Genomic DNA, 22,153 nt, shown 5'->3' with positions numbered 1-22,153 from the left:
CCGGCACCCTCTTCCAGGAGTTCGTTGTGTGGATCGGGCAGTACCCCGGCGCCGGGACAGGAAAACGGTGCGCCCCGATCGGGCGACGTCGTGGCGGGATCAGCCGGGCCAGCGGCCGGTGGCCCGGCGGACGGCGACCGCGCCGGCCCGGTCCACGGATGCCTTCACCACGGCGAAGATCGCGCCCTGCAGCGCGGCGGCGACGAGGATCTCGCCCCAGCCGCGGTCCTCGTCGGTGGCGTTCGGCGCGTCGTCGTCGTTGCCGAGCACCTTCCAGACCTGCTTGAAGACCAGCCCGGCGACGAGGCCGGAACCGACGCCAAGGGCGAACCCGACCGGCTTGTACGCGAGCTTCGCGCCCCAGCCGCTCATCATCGCCCCCTGCGGCGGACGGCGACGGCGACGAGCACCGCGACGAGCACGGCGGCGCCGATCGCGGCGAGGGGCAGCGGCCGTCGTACGGCGACCGCCTTGTCCGAGACGGTCTCGGCGAGGTTCCTGGCGGCGTCGGCGGCGGCACCCCTGGCGCGCTCGGCGGCCTGCGCCGCGGCGTCCTTGGCGCGCGCCTTCACGTCGGCCTTTGCGGCGAGGGCCTCGACCGTGCTGCCGAGCTCGGCGCGGGTCCGCGCGATCTGCTCCCGCAGCAGCCGCGGGTCGTCGCCGTCGGATCGTGGCATGGCCATGCGGCACCTCCGTTCATGTGCACGCGTGGTTCCCTTGCCGTCCGGCAATCAAACACCCCGCAGGGAGCGTCCGGTGTGGATCACCCCATCCCCACGGCAGGCCCGGCGAGGGACAGATCGGCCTCGAGACCGTAGTGGTCGGACAGGAACAGCTCGCGCCCGTCGGGGACGCGGACCGCGTCCCGCAGCACGGTCCGGGCGCGCGCCACCACCGGCCGGCCCGCGCCCTCGCGGACGAGGACCTGGTCCAGGGCCGGCGGCGACGGCCAGCGCGGCGTCGGCCGGAACGTCGTCGTCGGGTCGCCGGCGAGGACGTCGCGCAGGCCGGCCGCCGCGGCGAACCCGGTGAACGCCGCCGAGTCGCGGGGCACGTTGAAGTCGCCGACGACGACCGCCGGCAGCTCCGGCTCGAACCCGCGGACCAGCCGCGCCAGGTGGTCGAGCTCCTGGCGGATGACGCGGGTGAACCGGTTGCCGTCCGACCAGTCGTCGTCGCGGTTCGCGGACAGGTGGGTGTTGACGACGGCGAGAGGTCCGGCCGGCGTCTCGACGACCGCGAGCTGCGCCCCCTTGCGCATGAGCTGCTCGGTGCGCAACGGCCCGGCCATCCGGAAGCGCGCGAACCGGTACCGCAGGATCGGCCGCCGCGACATGAGCATCAGCCCGCCGGACGGCAGCGCCGCCCGCGTGACCGCCACGTGCCGGTAGCCGGCGCCCCGCCGCAGCAGGCGCACGCTGCCGCCGTGCAGCACCTCCTGCAGGCACACCACGTCGTACGCGGCCCGCTCCAGCACCGGGCCGAGCGCCCGCAGCCGGGCCGGGACGTCGTCGCGCATGAGCGTGTTGAACGTCAGCAGCCGCACGTCGATCATCGGCCGATTCCACCACCCGCGCCGCGCGGGGCGCCACGGGGTATCCCGCCGGGGGCGTGAAAGTTTCCGCCGCCGGCCGGGGGGCCGCGCCGCCGCCGCGAACTTTCCGTAATCCGGGCGCCGGGCGAGGCATCTATCGCATCGACGAGATCACACCCCGCTCAGGAGGTTCCCGTGCATCCACAACCATCGGCGCGGTGGCGCCGGCTCACCGTCCGGGTCGCCGGCGTCGCGACGGCGCTGCTGGCCGTGCCGCTCGCCGTGCTCGCGGTGTCGGTGTGGCCGTCGGAGGCGGCCGCCAGCCCGGCGGCCGGCGGCGTCTACACCCTGGCCAGCGGCGCGAGCGGCAAGTGCGTCGACGTCGCCGGCGCCGCGACCGGCAACAGCGCCCTGCTGGTCCAGATCGCGTGCAACAGCGCCGCGGCCGACCAGCGCTTCACCGTGATCGTCCAGGGCGGCGCGTTCAACCTGGTCAACGCCAACAGCGGCAAGTGCGTCGACGTGCCGTACGCGTCCACGACGTCCGGCACCCAGCTGTGGCAGTACACCTGCGGCGTCTCCACCAACCAGCAGTGGACCTTCACGGCGTCCTCGGCGGCCGCGGGCAAGTACGTCGTGAAGAGCGTCTCCTCCGGGCTCTGCCTCAGCGACAAGGACGGCTCCACCGCCGGCGGCAACCCGATCGTGCAGGAGACCTGCTCCGACATCGCGCGCATGCAGTGGTCGTTCAACCACGTCGGCGGTGCGACCGCGACCGCCAGCCCGCCCCCGACCAGCGGCAAGCCCACGGTCGCGGCGGACGGCACCGGCACGTACCGGACGGTGCAGGCGGCCATCAACGCGGTGCCGGCGAACAACACCGGCCGGGTCACCATCACCATCAAGCCGGGGACCTACCGCGAGATCGTCACCATTCCGGCGAACAAGCCGTACATCACGCTGCAGGGCCTCGGATCCGCCCCCGCCAACACCGTCATCGTGAACAACCACTGGGCCGGCGGCGGCTTCCCCGGCGGCAGCGCCACCATGTTCGTCAACGGCCACGACAGCGTGCTGACGAACCTGACCGTCAGCAACGACTTCGACGAGAGCACGCAGACGAGCGGCCAGCAGGCGGTGGCCCTGCAGCTGGACGCCGACCGGTCGATCCTCAGGAACGTCCGGCTGCTCGGCGACCAGGACACCTTCCAGATCAACGACCACGCCCGGCTGTACGTGGTGGGCTCGTACATCGAGGGCACCGTCGACTTCATCTACAGCGGCGGCACGGCCGTCTTCAACGCCTGCTCGATCTTCGAGAAGCGCAGCACCGGCGGCCCGATCACGGCCGCCAGCACCGACCCCGCCAAGACCTACGGCTTCCTGTTCTACAGGTCGACCATCACCGGCGCCTCGAACAACGTCACGCAGCTGGGCCGGCCCTGGCGGCAGGGCGCGCAGGTGCTCTACCGCGAGTCGAGCCTCAGCGCCACCATCAAGCTCGCCCAGCCGTGGACCGACATGGGCGACGCCACCTGGAAGAACGCGCGGTTCTTCGAGTACAGGAACACCGGCGCCGGGGCCACCGTCAACGGCAACCGGCCGCAGCTGAGCGACTCGCAGGCCGCCAACTACACGCCGCAGAAGTACCTGGCCGGCACCGACGGCTGGAACCCCATGTAACCGCCCCGCCGACGCCGGCCACCAGTGCGGTGGCCGGCGTCTGGGGCGGTGCGGGTCAGGCGCAGGTGGTGCCGTTGACGGTGAAGACCGACGGGTTGGTGTTGCCGCCGGTGTACGAGCCGTTGAAGCCCAGGCTGACGGTGCCTCCGGCGGGCACCGCGCCGTTCCAGGACTCGTTCGTCGCGGTGACGGCGGCGCCGGTCTGGGACCAGCGGCCGGACCAGCCCTGGGTGACGCGCTGGTCGCCGGGGAACGTGAAGCCCAGCGTCCACGAGGTCCACGCCGTGGTCCCGGTGTTCGTGATCGTGACGCTGCCGCTGAAGCCGGTGCCCCAGCTGTTCGCCGAGTAGGCCACCGTGCAGCCGCCGGTCGAGGCGGGCGCCGTCCGTACCGTGACGGGCGACGACAACAGGGAGAACTGTCCCGCGGTGTCCTTGGCGCGGACCATGAGGATGTACTCGGTGTTGGGGGTGAGGCCGGTCAGCGTGGCCGACGGCCCGGTGCTGGTGGCGAGGATCGACAGCGCGTCGCCCTGCCGGCGGTGGATCTCGTAGCCGGTGACGCCGTTGTCGTCGGTGGAGGCGGCCCAGGCGAGCGTGAAGCCGGTGGCCGTCACCGCGGACGCGACGGGCAGGCCGGGCGTGGAGGGCCGGGCATCCGCGGGCGGGTCCGCCGTGGTCACGGTGACGGGCGCCGACGTGGCGGAGGTCAGGCCGGCGCCGTTGCGGGCGGCGACCACGAACGTGTAGGCGGTGGCGGGCGTCAGGCCGGTGATCGACGCGGACGCGGTGGTGGTGGTCGCCACGACCGTCGACGTGGAGCCGGACACGCGGCGCACCTCGTAGCCGGTGACGCCGCTCTCCGGGTCGCTGGACGGGGCCCAGGTGAGGCGCAGCCAGGTCGAGGTGACGTCGGAGGCGACCGGCGTGCCGGGCACGGTCGGCGCGGTGGTGTCCTGCGGCGGGACGGTGCCGGTGTGCTCGGCGGCCCAGCTGGCCAGGGACGCGAGGCCCGAGTTCCAGTTGATCGCGACCTCGTTGACGGAGTACGCGCCGATGTCGTCGACGAAGCACTTCTGCGCCTTGCAGCCGGCGAGCTGCGCCTGCGCGACCGGGTCCTGCAGGCCGCTGTTGGGGCCGCCGGACAGCGCGCCGGGCGGCGCGGTCGGCAGCGACGCGTCGGCCTGGTTGGCCCAGAACCGGTGGTGCACGTTGCGGACGGCCTTCTCGCCGTACCCGGCGATGTAGGACTGGTTGAGCGGGTTGCGGCCGAGGAGGTAGTCGAGGGCCTGGAACGCGCCGGTGCGGTACTTCGCGAGGCCGGTGAAGTCGTAGGCGAGGCCGAGGACGGCGGCGTTGTTGGCGATCTGCCCGGAGGAGCCCCAGTTGTAGGTCGGGCCGCCGTTCGGGGCGGGGTAGCCCTGCGCCGCCATCTGGGTCAGCAGCCCGTCGGCGAACGTCGCGAACCTGGCCCTGGTGGCCGCGACGTCGGCCGCGGGCAGGCCGTTGGGGACGATCGCGAGGGTGGTGTCGCCGAGGCCGGCGACCCAGCCCCAGTCATAGCCGCGCTGGTTGAAGCCGGCGCCCTTGTAGAGCGGCGAGCCGGTCACGTCGGCGCGGTAGGACGCGCCGCCGGTGGTGGTGAACAGCTCGGCCGCCGCCCAGTAGAACTCGTCCGTGACGGTGCTGTCGTCGTACGCGCCGCCGCCGGTGCTGTCGCTGCCGCTGGCAATCCGGTTCGGGTTGGATTTCGCCGCGGCGTACGCCTTCTCGGCGGCGGTCTGGGCGCGGGCGGAGAACGCCGGGTCGATCGTGCGCCAGATCCGGGCCGCCTGGGCCGCGACGGCGGCGAGGTTGAGGGTGGCGGCGGTGCTCACCGGCGACAGCAGGCGCCGCTGCGGGTCGGCCTCCGGGCGCATCGGCAGCCCGGTCCAGTTCTCGTCATGGATCTTGTGATGGACCATGCCGGCGTCGGTACGGCCGTCCGGCACCTGCATCCGCAGCAGGAACTCGACCTCCCAGCGGGCCTCGTCCAGGACGTCCGGGACACCGTTGGCCCGCTCCGGGATGGCGAGGGTGCCGTCGCCGAGCGCGGCGCGGTCGGTGCTCCGCTCGTAGATGTTGAGCAGCTGCCACGCGGCGATGCCGCCGTTGACGACGTACTTGCCCTGGTCGCCGGCGTCGTACCAGCCGCCGCGCACGTCGAGGGAGTAGCCGCAGCTCGTCCGGCACGGCACGGACGTGTCGCCCTGGTTCGGCGCGACGCCGACGTGCCCGGCGGGGCGGGCGTAGCGGCTGCCGGCGTACTGCGACTCGATCGCGATGCCGCTGCGCTGGTGGTAGAAGAAGGCGAGCGAGTCCTTTCGCAGCTGCTGCACCGGCGCGGCGGAGATGTCGAACGGGTAGCTGTCCGACCCGCCGGCCGACAGCACGTAGCCGCTGCCCGGGGTGTCGTAGGCGGAGAAGTCGGCGATGTGGACGTTGTCGCCGGACAGGGTGTCGGCGCCCTTCACGGTCGTCTGTCCACTCGCGACGGTCACGCCGGCGGCATTGCGCAGCGTCCAGCCGATCGGCGTCGTGGCGGAGCTGACGATCGTGGCCTGCTTCGGCAGGCCCGGCACGTAGGCGACCTGGTTCACCTTGACCGGCGACCCGGGGTCCGGCGCGGCGGTGGCGGGCGGCGCGCACACGGACAGTGCGAACAGTGCGCCCGCGGCGGCGATCGCCACGGTACGGCGTCTCATGTCGGGAGTCCTCCTACGGCAAAGGGTGCCGGCACTGGCGGGCGCCGGCGTGCCGGACCGTAGGCGGGCCTTCGACACGCTGTAAAGCTTCCGTCGCGTCGATGCCGTCCGGCCGGTGCCGCGGGCATGTAACTTACGGCTCATGCGGCTCGCCAGCTACAACGTCGAGAACCTGTTCAACCGGGCCAAGGCGCTGGACCAGCGCACGTGGGCGGCCGGGCGCCCGATCCTCGAGGCGTTCCAGCGGGCGTGCGAGCTGCTGGAGGAGCCCGTCTACACCGACGAGGTCAAGCACGACATCCTGCGCGAGCTGGGCCGGCTCGGGCTGCGCAACGCCGACACGGCGAAGTTCGCCCGCCTGCGGCAGAACCGCGGGCGGCTGCTGGTGCGGCGGCGCACCGGCGTGGTCGAGGTCGTCGCCGGCGGCCGGGCCGACTGGATCGGCTGGGTGGAGCTGACCACCGACCGGGTGGACGAGCTGGCGCTGCTCAACACGGCGCGGGTCATCCTCGACGTCGGCGCCGACATCCTCGGCGTGATCGAGGCGGAGAGCCGGCTCGCGCTGAAGCGGTTCGCCGAGGGCGGCCTCGGCGGCATGTACGAGCACTTCATGGTCGTCGACGGCAACGACGAGCGCGGCATCGACGTCGGCGTCATGTCCACCGCGGAGTACCCGCCGGTCGGCCAGCGCACCCACGTCGACGACACCGACGAGCACGGCCGCGTCTTCAGCCGCGACTGCGCCGAGTACCACTTCCGGCTGCCGGGCGGCCAGCGCCTCGCGGTCCTCGTCAACCACCTCAAGAGCAAGGGCTACGGCGGGAAGGTCGCCTCCGACGCCCGCCGCCGCCGGCAGGCCGCAAGGGTCGCGGAAATCTACCGCGCGTTGGATTTCCCGCTCGTCGCCGTCGTGGGCGACCTCAACGACACCCCGGCCGGCGACCCCCTCGCGCCGCTGCTGCGCGACACCGACCTGCGCGACGTCAGCACCCACCCCGGCTTCGACGACGGCGGCCGCCCCGGCACGTACGGCTACTGCACCGCCCCCAACAAGCTCGACTACGTCCTGCTGTCCCCGGCCCTGTTCGCCGCGACGACCGGCGGCGGCATCCTGCGCAAGGGCGTGTGGGGCGGCCGCCGCGGCGCCCTGTGGCCGATCTACGACACGATGACCCAGCCGGTCCACGCCGGCTCCGACCACGCCGCCATCTACGCCGACGTCGACCTGTCCCGCCTGCCGCGGCCCTGAACGACCGCCGCGGCCTGGAGCCGGGGGCGTGTCACCGGTTCGGGCGACCAACGAACGGTGAAATATGCACAAACACTGCGCTCTGGGTAGCGGATCTATTGCATTGCGTGACAGTCTGAAAGTCGCGAAGATCAATGGGGGTCAGGGCGCGAGTGGGAGGAGCGGGGATGACCGCGACCGCGGCCGCGATGAGTCTTGCCTCCGGAGAGCCCCCGATCAACTTCGCCGCGCACCAGCTGCGGGCGGGCAACCTCGCGGGCGCCCGCGACGACTTCGAGCAGATGCTGGCGATGCTGCTCGCGGCGCTCTACCCCGGCGCCCGGGCGATCACGGCCAACCCCGGCGACTGGGGCATCGACATCCTCCTCGGCGAGCTGTCCGGGCTCGTCATCATCTGGCAGTCGAAGTACTTCTGGCCGGTCGTCGGCCGGTCGCAGCAGGGGCAGATCCGCGAGTCGTTCGACTCGGCGCTCGCCGCGGCCGCCCGCAACGGGTACCGGCTGAGCCAGTGGGTGCTGTGCGTGCCGGCGAGCATGGACGCGCCGACCGCCCAGTGGTGGGACAACTGGCGGGCGCGGCGGCAGCGGGAGACCGGCGTCTCGATCGAGCTGTGGCACGAGAACGTGCTGCGCAACCATCTCGTGCGGCCGGACTGCGCCCACGTGCGCCGGCACTTCTACGACCCGTACGTGCCCGCGCAGACCCAGCGGACCCCCGTGCGGGACCTCGGCGAGGACGACGACTCGGCCCTGGACCGGGCGCTGTTCGTGCGGCAGCTGCGGGCGGCCGGGCACGTCGAGGTCGGCGCCGCGAAGCGCGAGTACTTCAACGCCGACCTGCTGGCCCGCGAGGTCCTCGACAAGCGGGTGCCGGCCGAGGTCGCGGCGCTGAGCGAGGCCGACGGGGTCGTGCACGGCATCTGGGAGGCGCGGTTCAACGCCATGGCGTTCGCCGGCGACCCGCGGCTGCCGGGGCTGCACGCCGAGGTGATGCACGACATCCGCGAGTCCGGCGCGTTCCCGGTCCAGCTGCGGGCCGGGCCGGTGCACCGGTGCGGTCTCATGCACCGGGTCGTCGAGGACCGCCGCGCGGGCTGGGTCGTCCACTGGCGGGACATCGCATGACTCCAGACGACATCTCCGTCTTCCGCCAGACCAGGCTGCTCCTGCTCCTGGCCAGCGCCGCCGAGCCCCTCGACGCCGAACGCCTCGGCGTCTACGACTTCCTGGCCGCCCACCCGCTGCTCCTCGCGCGGTCCGACGACGACGCCGACCGGACCACGCTGCGGCTCGCCGGGTTCGACGACCGGGCCGTCGCCTACGCCAGCCCGGGCCAGCGGTTCGTCACCGCGCAGCTGCACCTGTCCCACGACCTCGCCGCCCTCGTCGGGCGGGGGCTCGTCGAGGTCACGGCCACCGGACGGGTGACCTACCGGCTCACCCAGGAGGGCGCGAGCATGGCCGATCGATTCACCGCGATGTACGCTCAGGTGTACCGCACAGCGGCGCGCATCGTCATCCGCCGCCTTCGTCGCCTGAGCACGCGGAGGCTGCGCGAAGGCCTGCGGCTGTGGCTCCTTCCGGTCCCTTCGTCCGCGCTGAAGGACCTGACATGATCGGTTTGCGAGCACACGGCATCCGGCTCAGGCGGCTGCGCCTGCACAGCGGCGACCGCACCTATGACGTCGACTTCCGGGCGCCCGACGACTCGCCCCGGCCGCTGTCCGTGCTCGCCGGCGCCTTCAGCACCGGCAAGACCACGATCCTGGAGTTCGTCGACTACTGCCTGGGCGCGTCCGATCACCCGCGCCACCCGGAGATCATGCCGAAGGTGCGCGCGGCGACCCTGGAGGTCGAGCTCTCCGGCTCGCCGTACCTCATCGAGCGGACCGTCGGCGAGCCGTCGATGTTCGCGTACGTGCGCGCGGGCCGCCTCGACGAGCCGGGCGCCACTCCCCCGGCACGGCGACCGCTGCGCCCGGCGAGTCACCCGGAGAGCCTGTCGACGATGCTGCTGTCGCACTGCAAGCTCGAGGGCGTCCGGCTGCGCGACAGCGGCGTCGACACCGACCCGCTGAGCTTCCGCGACCTGATGTGGCTGTGCTTCCTGCCCAACGAGCGCCTCGACGACAAGGACCTGCTCTTCCGCAGCGTGCCGATGAAGCACCTGAAGCTGCGGCAGGTCGTCGACGTGGTCTTCGACGTGCACGACGACCACTCCGTGGAGATCGGCCGGCGGATCCGCGCGGTCGAGGCGGACCTGTCCGCGGCCCGGGCCGCGTACCGGGCGGCGGAGCAGATCGTCGACGAGCAGCACGTCGGCGACCGCGAGGACCTGGAGGCCCTGCACCGCACCGCGAAGGACGAGCTGGCCGCGTGCGCGCAGGCCCTCGCGGCGCTGGACGCGCAGGCCCGCGCCGACACCATGTTCGCCGAGGAGCTGCGCGAGCGGCACGGCGCCGCGGCCGTCGAGGCGCGCCGCACCGCGGCGGAGCTGCGCGACCGGGAGACCCAGCTGCAGCGGATGCAGACCCTGCACGGCACCTACGCCGACGACGTCGCGAAGTGGACGATGCTCACCGAGGCCGACCACCTCTTCGAGCCCATGCGCATCTCGGCGTGCCCGTCGTGCCTGGCCCCCCTCGCCGGCGGCGAGGACCGCTGCCCCGCCTGCCGGCTGCCGATCACCGACGGCGGCTCGGTCGACGTGACCGCCGAGCTGCGCTCCGCGAAGACCCGCCTCGCCGAGCTGAACCGCTACACCGAGGAGCTGCAGGAGCAGCTGCCGCGGCTGCGGGACGCCGCGGAGCGCGCCCAGCGCGACGAGGCCCGCGCCGCCGCGGAGGTCGACGAGGCGACGGCGCACACGATCACCCCGTTCCTCGCCCAGCGCGACGCCCTCGCCCGGCGCCGCGAGGAGGCCGCCGCGACGCTGCAACGGGCGCTGAGCGGGCTGCGGCTGATCCAGAGCCTGGAGCGGCGCGCCGCCGGCATCCTGCACCAGATGGACCAGGTGGCCGCGTACCGCGAGGAGCTCGCCGCCGCCGGCCCGCAGGCGCGGCGCGCGGACCGGACCGCGGTCATCCGGCTCGTCAGCGAACGCTACCGGGAGATCCTGCAGGAGTGGCGCTACCCGAAGGTCGCCGACGCCTACCTCGCCGAGGACCTGACCCCCTACATGCGCGGCGAGCCCTACACGGCCGCGTCGTCGGGCGGGCGGACGCTGATCGCGCTCGCCTGGCAGCTCGCCCTGTTCGAGGTCGCGTGGGAGAGCCGCTCGTCGCACCCCGGGTTCCTCATGCTGGACAGCCCGCAGAAGAACCTCGGCGTCGCCGGCGACCTCGCCGACACCGTCACGATCGAGCGCATCTACCAGCACCTGGAGCAGTGGCTGTCCGGCCGCGGCGTGGGGGCGCAGATCATCGTCGCCGACAACGCCCCGCCCCCGACCGCCGCCGACGACGTCATCGTCCGCTTCACCCGCAGGCCGGACCAGCCGCCCTACGGCCTCATCGACGACGAGACCGGCTGATCACCAGCTGTTGCGTCGCCCTCGTCATGGCGACGTACCGGTCGACCGCGCTCTCGAACGCGTCCGGATCCACGAGCACGACCAGGTCGAACTCGAGCCCCTTGGACAGCTCCGGCGTCAGCGACCGCACGCGCTCCGTCGCGGCGAACTCCGGGTCGCCGATGACGCACACCGTGCCCTCCTCGTGCGCCGCGAGCCACTCGCTGACGATGGTTCCGATGTCCGTTTTCTTCGCGTGTACGACGGGAAGGCCGCTCCTGCGGATCGACACCGGCACGTTGGCGTCCGGCAACGCTTCGCGGATCACCGGCGCCGCCTCGGCCATGACCTCTTCCGGCGTGCGGTAGTTGATGCTCAGCGACGCCATGGTGACCCGGTCGAGCCCGACCCGCCCGAGCCGCTCCTGCCACGACTCGGCGAACCCGTGCCGCGCCTGGGCCCGGTCCCCGACGATCGTGAAGCTCCGCGACGGGCAGCGCAGCAGCAGCATCTGCCACTCCGCGTCGGTCAGCTCCTGCGCCTCGTCCACCACGATGTGCGCGAACGGCCCCGCCAGCCGGTCCGGGTCGCGCTCCGCCAGGCCGGCCTCGTCGACCAGCGCCTCCACGAAGTCCTCGCCGCGCAGCATCGTCACCAGCCCGGTGCCGTACTCGTCGTCGGCGGCCTCGATCAGGTCGTCGACGACCCGGTCCATGCCCGCCCGCCGCGCTTGCACGTCCGCCGCCCGCCGCCGCCGTCGCGCCGCTGCCGCCGGGTCGCCGAGCCGCTGCCTGGCCGCGTCCAGCAGCGGCAGGTCACTGACCGTCCACGCCTGCGGGTCCGTCCGCTGCAGCCGGCGTACCTCCTCCACCGACAGCCACGGCGCGCACCTGCGCAGGTACGCCGGCACCGACCACAGGTCACCGACGAGGTCCGTCGCGTCGATCAGCGGCCACGCCCGGTTGAACGCCGTCACCAGCTCGCGGTTCGCCCGCAGCTGCGCCTCGGGGACGTCCTCCTTCTCCCGCAGGATCCGCACCAGCTCGTCCCACACCAGGTCCCGCGCGTCGTTGTGCGGGATGCCGGGCTCCGCCGCCTCGAACGCCTCCGCCCAGTCCTCGGAGCCGATCCAGAGGTCCGCCCAGTGGGTCTCGACGGTCATCCCCTTCGCCGGCGGCCGCTCGTAGAACCGGACGGCCTCCTCGACCGCCCCCACCATCCGCGCCGACGCCTTCAGCCGGGCCACCTCCGGATCGGTCTCGGCCGTCGCCGCCGCCCCCTCCGGCACGAGGTCCCGCAGCGTGCACGTCTGCACGCCCTCCTCGCCGAGGCTCGGCAGCACGTCCGCCACGTACGCCAGGTACGGCTGATGCGGCCCCACGAACAGCGCGCCGCCCCGCCTGTGCCCGAGCCGCGGATCGGCGTAGAGCAGGTACGCCGTCCGGTGCAACGCGACAACGGTCTTCCCCGTCCCGGGACCGCCGTCCACCACCAGCGCACCGCTGGACCCCGCCCGGATGATCGCGTCCTGGTCCGCCTGGATGGTCCCGAGCACGTCCCGCATCCGCGCCGACCGGCTGCTCCCGAGCGTGGCGATGAACGCCGACTGGTCGTCCAGCGCGGCGTGCCCCTCGAGCCCCTCCGGCGTGAACACCTCGTCCCAGTAGTCGGTGATCCTGCCGCGCGTCCACCGGTACCGGCGCCGGCTGACCAGCCCCATCGGGTTCGCGTGGGTCGCCCCGAAGAACGGCTCCGCCGCCGGCGACCGCCAGTCGAGCAGCAACCGCCGCCCGCCGCCGTCGGTCAGCCCGAGCCGCCCGACGTACACCGGCTCGCCCGACTCCGGCACCATCCTGCCCAGGCACAGGTCCATCCCGAACCGCCGCAACGCCCGCAACCGCCCCGACAGCCGCCGCACCTCGTCGTCGCGGTCCATCGCCGCCTGCCCGATCCCCCCGGGCGCTCTCCGCTCCGCGTCCAGCCGCTCCCGCAGCTCCGCGATCGTCCCGTCCAGACTCTCCGCGATCACCGCGAAGTGCCGCTCGTCCCTGTCGATCAGCCCCGGCTCGCCCTTGACGGCAAGCCGCCCACCAAGCTCGAACACACTGGTCCGCAACGGTTGCATGGTCAGGCACATCCTCTGCTTCCGGCTCCGGCCAGCGATTCTGCGCCCTGACCCGGCTCTTGCCGCAAGCCCCCGGGTCCGCTATACCTTAGAAAGGGAACAGTGCGCGTTCTTTGCGGCGCCCTTCCCCAACTCCCCCACCGCTCCCCTTGCTCCCGGTGCGCTCGGCCGCACGATCAGCGAGCGGTCGCCTCATCCGTGCGCCCCGGCGTCCACCCGAGACGCACCGACAGGCGCGCGGTCGCCTCGAGCAACGCGTCGCGGCAGGCGTCGAACTCGGCCTCGAACCGCTCCTTGGGTCCGCAGACGCTGATGACGGCCGCGACCTTGCCGCTGTGGTCGAAGACCGGGGCGGCGACCGACGCCGCACCGCTGCGACGCTCCCCGATGGACCGCGCCCAGCCCTGCTCACGGACGGCCTTGAGCTCCTTGAGCAGGGCCGCCGTGTCGGTGATCGTGCCGTCGGTCACCGCCTCGAGCGTGCTGTCGAGGTAGCGGTCGACCTCGTCCTCCGTGAAGAAGGCGAGGAACGCCTTCGACGACGCACCCGCGTGCAGCGGGTAGGGGATGCCCAGGCTCACCGACATGATGACCTCGCGTCGGGGCAGCACCTCGTCGACGTAGATGCGCCGGCGCTGATCCACCCGGACGGACAGGGTCGCCGTCTCGTTCGTCCGGTTGGACAGCCGGGCGAGCTCCGGGTGAGCCATCCGACGGATGTCGATCTGGTCCATGTAGGCGAGGCCGAGCTGCATGATGCCGATGCCGAGGGTGTACCTGCGGGTCGTCTCGTCCAGCTCGATCAGGCCGCGCACCCGGAGCGACGCGAGCATGCGGTGCGTGGCCGCCTTCGACATGCCGAGCCCGTCGGCGATCTCGCTGACGCCGAGGTCACGGGTCGGGGCGTCCTTGAAGTACATCAGCAGATCCACGGCCCGCACGACCGTCGCGATGGTGGCGCTCGAGACCTTCGCCCCCGCTCCGAGTTCGAGCTCGAGGTCGGCCAGCTGGCTGTCCTGCGACAACGTCATTCCCTTTCCAAGTCGTGCCCCTCGGCCGCCGTCAGTGGCATCGAGCACGGTGCCGGTTAAGCCCGTCGTGGTGGGTAGCGAGATTACAGCCTGACCCATCCGCCGGTCCGCGCGGAGGCATACCAGAGATCCACGAGACGGACGGCGTCCAGTCCTTCGTCCCCCCGCACCGGGAACGGCTCCCTCAGCCCGACGGCCCGGTCGGCTGCCCGAAAATACTCTAGATGACCTGAGCCGTAAAGGAGGTCCACACCATCGGCTTCAGGCGCCGGCGGGATCATCCCCTCGGGTGAGGAGACCACCCGGGAGCCATCGATGACGACGTTTCCCTGATCGGCGAACAGGGTCATCCGCACCCCGGCACCGCGGGCCGCGACGGCCGCCACCGACACGGCTGCGCTGACGTCGCCGGGCAGCTCGATCAGCGCCATCGCGACCTCGTCGTTCGGTCCGGTCACGTGCGCGACGAGTCGCTCCGGCACGCCCAGCCACCACACGAGCAGGTCGAGGTAGTGGACCCCGACCGTGCGCAGGAGGCCGCCGCCGGCTCGGGTCCGGTCCGTCTGCCAGCCGGGCACCTGGACGGGCGCCGGCAGGTTGACCTCGACGACGACGCTGCGCACCCGCAGCGTGCCGCCGGCGATGACGTCCCTGACCCAACGCAGCTGGGCGTATGCCCGGTAGTTCATCAGGCACCCGAGCTCGACACCGGCGGTCCTGGCGGTGGCCACCATCCGCTCCGCCTCTTCGGCGTCGCGGGCGAGCGGCTTCTCCACGAGGACGGCGAGCCCGTTGGCCGCCGCCACGTCGACCGTCCACTCGTGCAGGTCGTGCGGCAGCGCCACCGAGAGCGCGTCGGGACGGGTCTGCTGGATCGCCGCCTCGAGATCGCTGTGGACGGCGTAGCCGGCGGCGGAGGCCTTCTCGCGGGCCGCCGGCACGGAGTCGACGACACCGGCGACGACGGCCGACGGGACGCGCGAGAGCGCGGCCGCGTGCACCTCGCCGGCCCGGCCGTAGCCGACGATCAGCCAGCGGCTCATCGCGCGCCTCCGGCCCGCGTCCGGAACCACTCCGCGACGGACGCCCAGTCCTGCTCGGCCGCCGTACCCGCGACCTCCTCGCCGAGCGCGCCGACGATGACGTCACCGAGGGGCAGGTGTCCCCCGTGATGCTGTGCCTCCGCCCGGGCGAGGTCGACGTCCTTCTTCCCGAGTCGCATCGTGAACGCGACCGGCTCATACCGTTGCTCGGCGACCATCTGACCGTAGGCCCGATGGATCAGCCCGGAGAACAGCCGCTCGGTGAGGACGTCGAGCAGCTGGTCCGTCTTGAGCCCGCCACGTTCGGCGATCCCGGCCACCTCGCCGAGCGAGCCGGCCGTCACCGCGATCAGGTAGTTGCCCAGGATCTTGACGAGGTTGGCCTGCGCCGGCTCGGGGAAGGTGTGGACGCTGACCGCGAGGTCGTCGAGGACCGGACGGATCAGGTCCACCGGCTCGGCGTCGCCGCCCGCGACGATCGTGAGCTGACCTCCGAGCGCGGCCGCGGACCGGCCGAAGGCCGGCGCCGAGACGTAGTGGGCGCGCCGGGAGCGGTACAGCCCGTCGAGCTCGCGCGAAAGACCGGGAGAGATGGTCGCGCAGTTGACGTGGACACTGCCCGGCTCGACGGCCGCGAGGACCGTGGCGCCGGCGAGCACCTCCCGCACGACCTCGTCGTCCGGCAGCATGCTCACGACGATGTCGTGCGAGGCCGCCTCGGCGATGTCGGGCGTGACGGTGACTCCGCGCGCGGCGGCGCCGGCCGCGCGGGCCGCGCCGCGGTTCCAGCCGAGGACGGGACGGCCCCGGTCGACCAGCCTCGCGGCCATGGCCGCGCCCATGGCACCCAGCCCGATCCACCCGATGGCCGGCTCCGCGTGGACTCCCGGTGTCGCGCCGCTCATGGTCACGACCACTGCCAGGTCGAGCCGCACCGGAGGAAGCTGTCGCAGCCGGTCTCCTGGAACAGTTCGAGCTGGACCTCGTTCGCGCGGCGCACGGCCTCCTTGAGATCGACCTGGACCGGCTGACCCCGGCGCATCACGGTGCGGCCGCGCACGACGACCCGGTCGATGGAGTCGGGGGCGGGCCCGCCGGACCAGACGAGGTTGGCCAGCAGCGCCCCTTCGGGAGCGGCGGTCGGCTCGGTCGACAGGTCGATGACGAGCAGGTCGGCCTCCTTGCCCACCTCGAGCGACCCGATCCGGTCGCCGAGGCCGAGCGCCCGGGCACCGCCGATGGTGCCGAGTTCGAGCGCCTCCTCCGCGCTGCCGAACAGCAGTTCGTCGCCGAAGTGGCCCTTGTCGCCCCGGACGAGCTTGCGTGCGCTGTCACCGATCCGCTGGGCCATGAGGTAGGACCGCATCCCGAGCCAGAAGTTGTGGCCGTAGGCGACCACCGGGCCGTCGAGACCGAGGCCGACGGTGACCCCCGCGTCCAGGTACTGGCGCGAGTCGAAGGTGACCATGCCGAGGATGAGCTCCATGTCCGGCACGAGGGAGACACTGGCGCCGGCGCGAGCCAGCAGCTCGGCCTCGCCCGGGCGGATGTTCTGGGCGTGGATGCCGATGACGTGCTTGTCGAGCATGCCCTCCGAGTGCAGCCACTCGAAGGAGCCGCCGGCCCAGCCACGCACGTCCTTGAGGTAGGCGCCGTCCATCATCGAGGGTGCGTGGATGTCGAACTGCTTGTCGTTGTCGAGGGTCCACTTGTACAGCGCACGCAGGTCGGACTCGCTGACGTAGGTGATGCCGATGGTGCTCGCCGTCACCGACATCGTCGCCGAGTCGTAGGCCGCGGCGAGCCGGTCGGTTTCGCTGAGGGCGGTCTCGACGTCCTCGCGCAGCTCCTCCGGCACCGCGAGCGGGTCGTTGACGAGCAGGCGCGCGGCGCGGGCGCGGATGCCCGCGTCGGTCAGGGCGCGCAGCACGCCGTCCATCGAGCGCTTGTTCGCGTGGGTGAAGTGGTCGTCGGTCGTCGTGGTCACGCCCGAGCGCAGCAGGTCGAGCGTCGGCGTCATCGCCGACCAGTAGGACCGCTCCTCGTCGCAGGCACCGGTCATCGGGTAGTAGAACCCGAAGAGCCGCTCCTGGAACCTCGTGCCCTCGGCCATGCTGCGGATGCAGCCCTGGACGAGGTGCGTGTGCGTGTTGACGAGCCCGGGCATGACGAGGTGGCCGTCCCCGCCCCAGGTGTCGCGCGGCTGATAGGGGGCCGGCCCGGTGCCGACGCCGACGATGGCGCCGTCGGTGACGGCGACCCAGCCGTCGGAGAGTACGCGCCGGTTGGCGTCCATGGTCATGATCCGGCCCCGGATCAGGACGTCACACGGTGATGGCTCGTTCATGTGGGGACCTTCCTCTGGCGTCGCGGCGGCGCCGTCCGGTGACGGATGACGCGGTCCGCGGTCGCAGGACGGGAATCAGGCTTGGTCGAACTGTCCTGGGTAGTGGCACGCGACGAGCAGGCCGTCCCGCCGAGGCGTCAGGCGCAGCTCGTCGGTGCGGCAGTCGGGGCGCGCGATCGGGCAACGCGGCGCGAAGCCGCAGGCGGACGCCGGGTCGACGTCGCCGGCATCCCCGCGCAGCGGGATCTCGGGGCGCCGCTCTTCGGTTTCCAGTTGCGGGACGGCGCTGAGCAGGGCTGCCGTGTACGGGTGCAGGGGGTCGGTGAGCAGGCTGCTCGCCGGCCCGGCCTCGACGACGCGGCCGAGGTACATCACGGCGACGCGGTCGCAGAGGTGCCGGATGACGCTGATGTCGTGGGAGACCAGCACGGCCGTCAGCCCGAGATCCTTCTTCAGGTCCTGCAGCAGGTTGATGATCTGCGCCTGGACCGACAGGTCGAGGCCGGACATCGGCTCGTCCATGACGACGACCTTGGGCTGGACGACGAGCGCCCGGCAGATGCCGACGCGCTGGCGCTGGCCGCCGGAGAGCTCGTGCGGGTAGCGGGACTCGATGCTCGGCATGAGGCCGCACTCGGCCATGTACTCGCGGATCCGCTTGGCGCGCTGCGCTTTCGACAGGCCGGTGAGCCGCTTGAGCGGCTCCTCGATGATCTGCCAGACGGTGCGCCGGGGGTTGAGCGAGCCGAAGGTGTCCTGGAAGACGTACTGGACGAAGGTGTGGTCGACGCCGCCGCGCCGGTGCGTGAGCTCCCTGCCGTCGGCGTAGCGGACGATGCCGTCGGATGGCTGGTCGAGCCCGGCGAGAATCCGCGCCGTCGTCGACTTGCCGCAGCCGGACTCGCCGACGATGCCGAGGGTCTCGCCGAACGCGAGCTGGAGGTCGACTCCGTCGACCGCCTTGGTGACGTGCCCACCGCCGGCGAACACGCGGCGCAGCGCCTCGACGCGGATGGCCGGGGCGCCGGGTTCGGCGGGGGCCGGGGGCAGCGAGATCGACACGCCGGACTTCCGGGCGGGATCGCTCGGCACGGGCGCGGCGAAGGGGTGGATGCAGCGTACGAGGCGGTCCTCGGACGCGTCCGGCGTCGGCACGAGCGCCGGGTTGGCCACGCCGCACTCGGCCGTCGCGACCGCGCAGCGCGGCTGGAACCGGCAGCCGCCGGGGAACTTGAACAGCTCCGGCGGCCCGCCGGAGATGGCGTTGAGTTTCATGCCGGGGCGGCCGTTCTCCGGTCGCGCGTCGAGCAGGGCCCGGGTGTACGGGTGGGCCGGCGCGGCGAGCACCTCCTCGGTGGGCCCGCTCTCGACGACGTTGCCGGCGTACATGACGACGACGCGGTCGCTGTAACCGGCGACGACACCCAGATCGTGGGTGATCAGCAGCACGCCCATCCCCCAGGACACGGCGGCCTCGCGGACGAGGCGCAGGATCTGGGCCTGGACGGTCACGTCGAGTCCGGTTGTCGGCTCGTCGGCGATGAGCACCTTGGGCTCGTTGGCGAGCGCCATTGCGATCATGACCCGCTGCTGGGTGCCGCCGGACAGCTCGTGGGGGTACTGGTCGATCCGCTGTCTGGGGTTGACGATGCCGACGTCGCCGAGCAGGCGCAGGGTCCGCTCGCGCACGGCTTCCCTGGACAGCTTGCGGTGGACCGTCATGGCCTCGCCGATCTGCTGCCCGACCGTGTGGAACGGGTTGAGCGCGGTCATCGGGTCCTGGAAGATCATCCCGATGTCGCCGCCACGCACCCGGCGCAGGTCGGCGGGCTTGAGATCGGTGAGGTCCCGCCCTTCGAGCAGCACGCTGCCGCGGGCGAGCCGCACAGGGTTCCGGATCAGCTGGAGCACCGAGAGCGCCGACAGGGACTTGCCCGACCCCGTCTCGCCGACGATGGCCACGATCTCGCCGGCGGCGACGTCGAAGTCGATGCCCGTGACGGCGTCGGTCTGGCGTTTGCCCTTGGTGATCGTCACGGTGACGTCGCGCACCGCGAGCAGGGGCGCGTTCGGGGTGGCAGTCATCGGGTCCTCGGGTTCAGCGTCGTGCGGAGCGTCCGGCCCAGCACGGTCGCGCAGAGCACCGTGACGGTGATGGCAACGGCGGGCATGAACGCGTACCACGGGTTCTGGATGAGGAAGGCGCGCCCGGAGGCGAACAGCTGGCCCCAGTCGGAGGCCGGTGGCTGCACGCCGAGGCCGAGGAAGCTGAGGCCGCTCACGAGCAGGAGCACCGTCGCGACCGCGAACGTCCACAGGACGAGCACGGACGACATGACGTTGGGCAGGATGTGCTGGAAGGTGATGCTGAGGGTCGACCCGCCGCTGCCGCGCGCCGCGAGGACGAAGTCGGCCTGCCTGAGGGTGAGCACCGCGCTGCGCACGACGCGGGCGAAGTGCACCCACCCGAAGATCGACAGCACGACCAGCAGCGAGCTGATGCTGTTGCCCTGCGACGTGATGACGACGAGAGCGAGGACGATGTTGGGGAATGCGAGCTGCACGTCGCAGAGCCAGTCGACGACCGGCCCGATCCACCGGCGGTTCATGCCGCCGACGAGTCCGAGCACGGTGCCGACGACGGCACTGATCGTGGCGGCACCGAAGGCCAGGGCGAGCGCCGTCCGGGCGCCGAAGATGAGCCGTGAGAGCAGGTCGCGGCCGAGCTCGTCGGTGCCGAGCAGATGGTCGCCGCTGCCGCCGGCCCACACCGGCTTGAGCAGCGACTTCGCGGGGTTCAGCTGCCCGGGGTCGTAGGGCGCGACCTGGCCGGCCAGCAGGGACACCACGACGATGCCGAGCAGCACGACGAGGCTGAGCACGCCGGCCTTGGAGCGCAGGAACGAGCGCATCAGTGTCCGCGACGGTTCGCGGCGCTCGGGGACGGACGGGCCGGCGGGCGTTGCCGCGGCCGTCGGGAACTCGGGCGCGACCGGGTCGATGCGGTCGGCCGGACCCGGCACGCCGGCCGGTTGCGGTGGCTGAGCCATGGTCAGCGCCCCTTTCGGATCCGCGGGTCGAGCTGGCGGTAGGCGATGTCGATGACGAGGTTGACGACCACGACGAGGACGGCCGCGACGAAGGTCGCCGCGCCGACGACGGGGTAGTCGCGGTTGGAGACGCCGGAGATGAGCACGTGTCCGAGACCGGGCCAGACGAAGATGAACTCGACGACGACGCCGCCGGAGAGCATCCCGGCGAAGTCGACGCCGAGGACGGTGATGAGGCTGTTGAGCACCGGTCGGATCGCATGACGGGTCACGAGCCGGGCGGGCGGGACGCCCTTGGACAGCGCGGTGCGGACGAAGTCTTCCTGCATGCTGTCGGCCAGGCCCGCCCGGGTCACCTCGAGGATGCGGGAGATGGGGTGGATGGCGAGGACGAGGATCGGCAGGATTATCGCCCGTGGGTCCGAGGCGAAGCCGGCCGTCGCCAATGTGGGCACCCAGCGCAGCTGGACGCCGAACAGGTAGACGAGCAGGACCGCGACGGCGAAGACGGGGATGGCCTGGCCGCCCACGACGATGACGTCCATCAGCTTGTCGTAGATCCGGCTGCGGGCGAGCGCGGCGATCATGCCGAGCGGGATGCCGATGAGCGGCGCGAGCGCGAGCGCGGCCAGAATGAGCCCGAGCGTGGCGGGCAGCCGGTGCAGCACTTCCGCCATCGCGTCGCTGTTGAGCCGGTACGAGTCGCCGAAGTCGAACAGGAACGCCCGGGAGACGAACTCCCAGTACTGCGTCATGATCGGCCGGTCGAGCCCGAGATCGGTGCGGATCCGCGCGAGGTCGGCTGGTGTCGCGTCCTGCCCGGCGAGGGCCTTGGCCGGGTCACCGGCGATCCGGAGCAGGACGAACAGGAGCGTGAGGACGCCGACGGCGACCAGGACGAGCCGCACGACACTGCGCACCGCGAAGCGGACGACGCCGTGCGAGAGGAGCCGGGACCAGACAGGGGCCTGAGGGGCCCGGTCACCGCCACGGGTCGTCGCGGGGGCGGTGCCCATGGGCGCGACGTTCAGAGTCATGCGATCAGCCTTTCCGTCGCTACGGGCACGAGCGTCGGGAGTCGTCGATGGGGTTCGCGGACAGACGGACGAGCAGCTCCGCGAGCCAGTCGGGCCGCGCGATCATCACGTCGTGAGGGCTGTCGACGACATGCGTGGACCACCCCTCGCCGGACCGGACACGGGAGAGGTACGGCCGGTCGGAGGACTCCCCCGGCCGGCCGCACAGGACGTAGTCCTTGGGCAGGTCGAGCGGCCATCCGCCGGGCAGGCGGACCGGGTCGGTCACGCACCGCAGGGGCTGAGGGGTGACGCTGCCGGCGATCCAGGCGTTGTCCGCCGGGGAGAGCCGGTCGTCGGGCCCGCCGGCGATGGGGATGATGTCGGTGTCTCCGTGCCGCCTCGCCCGGGCCCGGAGCGCGTCGCCCTTCGGGTGCACGTCCGCCCCGCTCTCGCCGTCCTCGACGACGGGACCGTCGAGGAGGACGACCCGCGCGACGTGCCCGGCCTTGGCCCCGACGACGCCCGCGACGACGACCGCGCCGTAGCTGTGGCCGACGAGACACACCGCGGCCGGAGCCTGCCGGGCCAGGACGGCGCGGACGTCGTCGACGTGCGTCTGCAGGCCGACCTCGGGACCGAGCAGGTGCGCGCGATCCGCGAGTCCGGTCAGCGTCGGCGCTTCCCACTCCACCCCCGCCGCGTCGAGCAGCGGGGTCAGGCGCTGCCAGCACCAGGCTCCGCGGCCGGCGCCGTGGACGAGCACAACCCTCAGGCGATTCACGGCACCTCCATCAGTCGGAACGGCGTTCCGCACAACGT

The 22,153-nt window shown here is 72.4% G+C and carries 18 protein-coding genes; 5 read left to right on the top strand and 13 right to left on the bottom strand.

Features of this window, described 5'->3' with window-relative positions; genetic code table 11:
* Nucleotides 1-99 precede the first annotated feature (99 nt).
* From AB0J72_RS13295 to AB0J72_RS13285, 3 genes are all read right to left on the bottom strand, one after another.
* A complete protein-coding gene (locus AB0J72_RS13295; RefSeq protein WP_363398522.1) occupies nucleotides 100-372 on the bottom strand; it encodes a DUF4235 domain-containing protein in 273 nt (90 codons plus the stop codon).
* Complete coding sequence (locus AB0J72_RS13290; RefSeq protein ID WP_363398265.1) at nucleotides 372-683, bottom strand: DUF3618 domain-containing protein; 312 nt, start codon at nucleotides 681-683, stop codon at nucleotides 372-374. The genes AB0J72_RS13295 and AB0J72_RS13290 overlap by 1 nt, the downstream gene beginning before the upstream one ends.
* An 80-nt stretch (nucleotides 684-763) precedes the next feature.
* Entirely contained in the window at nucleotides 764-1,555 is a 792-nt protein-coding gene (locus AB0J72_RS13285; protein ID WP_363398263.1) for an endonuclease/exonuclease/phosphatase family protein, read from the bottom strand.
* A gap of 174 nt (nucleotides 1,556-1,729) precedes the next feature.
* On the opposite strand from AB0J72_RS13285, the gene AB0J72_RS13280 reads away from it, so the two are divergent.
* Nucleotides 1,730-3,217: a pectinesterase family protein gene (locus tag AB0J72_RS13280; protein WP_363398261.1), complete on the top strand. Its 1,488-nt coding sequence runs from the start codon at nucleotides 1,730-1,732 to the stop codon at nucleotides 3,215-3,217.
* Nucleotides 3,218-3,272: 55 nt separating this feature from the next.
* Here AB0J72_RS13280 and AB0J72_RS13275 read toward each other — a convergent pair whose 3' ends face one another.
* Entirely contained in the window at nucleotides 3,273-5,960 is a 2,688-nt protein-coding gene (locus AB0J72_RS13275; RefSeq protein WP_363398259.1) for a glycoside hydrolase family 9 protein, read from the bottom strand.
* 142 nt (nucleotides 5,961-6,102) lie between these two features.
* On the opposite strand from AB0J72_RS13275, the gene AB0J72_RS13270 reads away from it, so the two are divergent.
* The 4 genes from AB0J72_RS13270 to AB0J72_RS13255 all read left to right on the top strand — a co-directional run bounded on the left by AB0J72_RS13270 (nucleotide 6,103) and on the right by AB0J72_RS13255 (nucleotide 10,740).
* On the top strand, nucleotides 6,103-7,209 hold the full coding sequence (locus tag AB0J72_RS13270; RefSeq protein WP_363398257.1) for an endonuclease/exonuclease/phosphatase family protein: 1,107 nt from the start codon (nucleotides 6,103-6,105) through the stop codon (nucleotides 7,207-7,209).
* Between the two features lie 167 nt (nucleotides 7,210-7,376).
* Nucleotides 7,377-8,333, top strand: a complete 957-nt coding sequence (locus tag AB0J72_RS13265) for a hypothetical protein (RefSeq protein ID WP_363398255.1) — start codon at nucleotides 7,377-7,379, stop codon at nucleotides 8,331-8,333.
* Nucleotides 8,330-8,824 carry a hypothetical protein gene (locus AB0J72_RS13260; protein WP_363398254.1) on the top strand — a complete coding sequence of 165 codons (495 nt, stop codon included), beginning with the start codon at nucleotides 8,330-8,332 and terminating at the stop codon, nucleotides 8,822-8,824. Before AB0J72_RS13265 ends, AB0J72_RS13260 begins: the two co-directional genes overlap by 4 nt.
* Nucleotides 8,821-10,740: a DNA recombination protein RecN gene (locus AB0J72_RS13255; protein ID WP_363398252.1), complete on the top strand. Its 1,920-nt coding sequence runs from the start codon at nucleotides 8,821-8,823 to the stop codon at nucleotides 10,738-10,740. The genes AB0J72_RS13260 and AB0J72_RS13255 overlap by 4 nt, the downstream gene beginning before the upstream one ends.
* Here AB0J72_RS13255 and helR read toward each other — a convergent pair.
* The 9 genes from helR to AB0J72_RS13210 all read right to left on the bottom strand — a co-directional run bounded on the left by helR (nucleotide 10,718) and on the right by AB0J72_RS13210 (nucleotide 22,115).
* Entirely contained in the window at nucleotides 10,718-12,844 is a 2,127-nt protein-coding gene (helR, locus tag AB0J72_RS13250; RefSeq protein WP_363398250.1) for an RNA polymerase recycling motor ATPase HelR, read from the bottom strand. The two genes, AB0J72_RS13255 and helR, sit on opposite strands and share 23 nt — an antisense overlap.
* A gap of 176 nt (nucleotides 12,845-13,020) precedes the next feature.
* Nucleotides 13,021-13,875, bottom strand: coding sequence for an IclR family transcriptional regulator (locus AB0J72_RS13245; protein ID WP_363398248.1), 855 nt, complete (start codon nucleotides 13,873-13,875; stop codon nucleotides 13,021-13,023).
* An 83-nt stretch (nucleotides 13,876-13,958) separates the two neighbouring features.
* Nucleotides 13,959-14,918, bottom strand: coding sequence for a Gfo/Idh/MocA family oxidoreductase (locus tag AB0J72_RS13240; RefSeq protein WP_363398246.1), 960 nt, complete (start codon nucleotides 14,916-14,918; stop codon nucleotides 13,959-13,961).
* Entirely contained in the window at nucleotides 14,915-15,823 is a 909-nt protein-coding gene (locus tag AB0J72_RS13235) for an NAD(P)-dependent oxidoreductase (RefSeq protein WP_363398244.1), read from the bottom strand. Before AB0J72_RS13235 ends, AB0J72_RS13240 begins: the two co-directional genes overlap by 4 nt.
* 2 nt (nucleotides 15,824-15,825) lie before the next feature.
* Nucleotides 15,826-17,265 carry an amidohydrolase family protein gene (locus tag AB0J72_RS13230; RefSeq protein ID WP_363398242.1) on the bottom strand — a complete coding sequence of 480 codons (1,440 nt, stop codon included), beginning with the start codon at nucleotides 17,263-17,265 and terminating at the stop codon, nucleotides 15,826-15,828.
* A gap of 75 nt (nucleotides 17,266-17,340) precedes the next feature.
* Nucleotides 17,341-19,350, bottom strand: a complete 2,010-nt coding sequence (locus AB0J72_RS13225; protein ID WP_363398241.1) for an ABC transporter ATP-binding protein — start codon at nucleotides 19,348-19,350, stop codon at nucleotides 17,341-17,343.
* Entirely contained in the window at nucleotides 19,347-20,315 is a 969-nt protein-coding gene (locus tag AB0J72_RS13220; RefSeq protein WP_363398240.1) for an ABC transporter permease, read from the bottom strand. Before AB0J72_RS13220 ends, AB0J72_RS13225 begins: the two co-directional genes overlap by 4 nt.
* A 2-nt stretch (nucleotides 20,316-20,317) precedes the next feature.
* Nucleotides 20,318-21,352 carry an ABC transporter permease gene (locus tag AB0J72_RS13215; RefSeq protein ID WP_363398238.1) on the bottom strand — a complete coding sequence of 345 codons (1,035 nt, stop codon included), beginning with the start codon at nucleotides 21,350-21,352 and terminating at the stop codon, nucleotides 20,318-20,320.
* Between the two features lie 19 nt (nucleotides 21,353-21,371).
* Complete coding sequence (locus AB0J72_RS13210) at nucleotides 21,372-22,115, bottom strand: alpha/beta hydrolase (protein WP_363398236.1); 744 nt, start codon at nucleotides 22,113-22,115, stop codon at nucleotides 21,372-21,374.
* Nucleotides 22,116-22,153: the final 38 nt, after the last annotated feature.

The organism is Dactylosporangium sp. NPDC049742 (assembly GCF_040674675.1).
Classification (GTDB): Bacteria; Actinomycetota; Actinomycetes; order Mycobacteriales; family Micromonosporaceae; genus Dactylosporangium; species Dactylosporangium maewongense.
Note: the sequence above shows the minus strand (reverse complement) of the source record. Positions and strands in the feature narration are given on the sequence as shown.

What these genes read in the sequence shown, in the direction of transcription:
- AB0J72_RS13295 (WP_363398522.1), bottom strand. Translation starts at nt 372, where the DNA reads ATGAGCGGCTGGGGCGCGAAGCTCGCGTACAAGCCGGTCGGGTTCGCC.
- AB0J72_RS13290 (WP_363398265.1), bottom strand. Translation starts at nt 683, where the DNA reads ATGGCCATGCCACGATCCGACGGCGACGACCCGCGGCTGCTGCGGGAG.
- AB0J72_RS13285 (WP_363398263.1), bottom strand. Translation starts at nt 1,555, where the DNA reads ATGATCGACGTGCGGCTGCTGACGTTCAACACGCTCATGCGCGACGAC.
- AB0J72_RS13275 (WP_363398259.1), bottom strand. Translation starts at nt 5,960, where the DNA reads ATGAGACGCCGTACCGTGGCGATCGCCGCCGCGGGCGCACTGTTCGCA.
- AB0J72_RS13270 (WP_363398257.1), top strand. Translation starts at nt 6,103, where the DNA reads ATGCGGCTCGCCAGCTACAACGTCGAGAACCTGTTCAACCGGGCCAAG.
- AB0J72_RS13265 (WP_363398255.1), top strand. Translation starts at nt 7,377, where the DNA reads ATGACCGCGACCGCGGCCGCGATGAGTCTTGCCTCCGGAGAGCCCCCG.
- AB0J72_RS13260 (WP_363398254.1), top strand. Translation starts at nt 8,330, where the DNA reads ATGACTCCAGACGACATCTCCGTCTTCCGCCAGACCAGGCTGCTCCTG.
- AB0J72_RS13255 (WP_363398252.1), top strand. Translation starts at nt 8,821, where the DNA reads ATGATCGGTTTGCGAGCACACGGCATCCGGCTCAGGCGGCTGCGCCTG.
- helR (WP_363398250.1), bottom strand. Translation starts at nt 12,844, where the DNA reads ATGCAACCGTTGCGGACCAGTGTGTTCGAGCTTGGTGGGCGGCTTGCC.
- AB0J72_RS13245 (WP_363398248.1), bottom strand. Translation starts at nt 13,875, where the DNA reads ATGACGTTGTCGCAGGACAGCCAGCTGGCCGACCTCGAGCTCGAACTC.
- AB0J72_RS13240 (WP_363398246.1), bottom strand. Translation starts at nt 14,918, where the DNA reads ATGAGCCGCTGGCTGATCGTCGGCTACGGCCGGGCCGGCGAGGTGCAC.
- AB0J72_RS13235 (WP_363398244.1), bottom strand. Translation starts at nt 15,823, where the DNA reads ATGAGCGGCGCGACACCGGGAGTCCACGCGGAGCCGGCCATCGGGTGG.
- AB0J72_RS13230 (WP_363398242.1), bottom strand. Translation starts at nt 17,265, where the DNA reads ATGAACGAGCCATCACCGTGTGACGTCCTGATCCGGGGCCGGATCATG.
- AB0J72_RS13225 (WP_363398241.1), bottom strand. Translation starts at nt 19,350, where the DNA reads ATGACTGCCACCCCGAACGCGCCCCTGCTCGCGGTGCGCGACGTCACC.
- AB0J72_RS13220 (WP_363398240.1), bottom strand. Translation starts at nt 20,315, where the DNA reads ATGGCTCAGCCACCGCAACCGGCCGGCGTGCCGGGTCCGGCCGACCGC.
- AB0J72_RS13215 (WP_363398238.1), bottom strand. Translation starts at nt 21,352, where the DNA reads ATGACTCTGAACGTCGCGCCCATGGGCACCGCCCCCGCGACGACCCGT.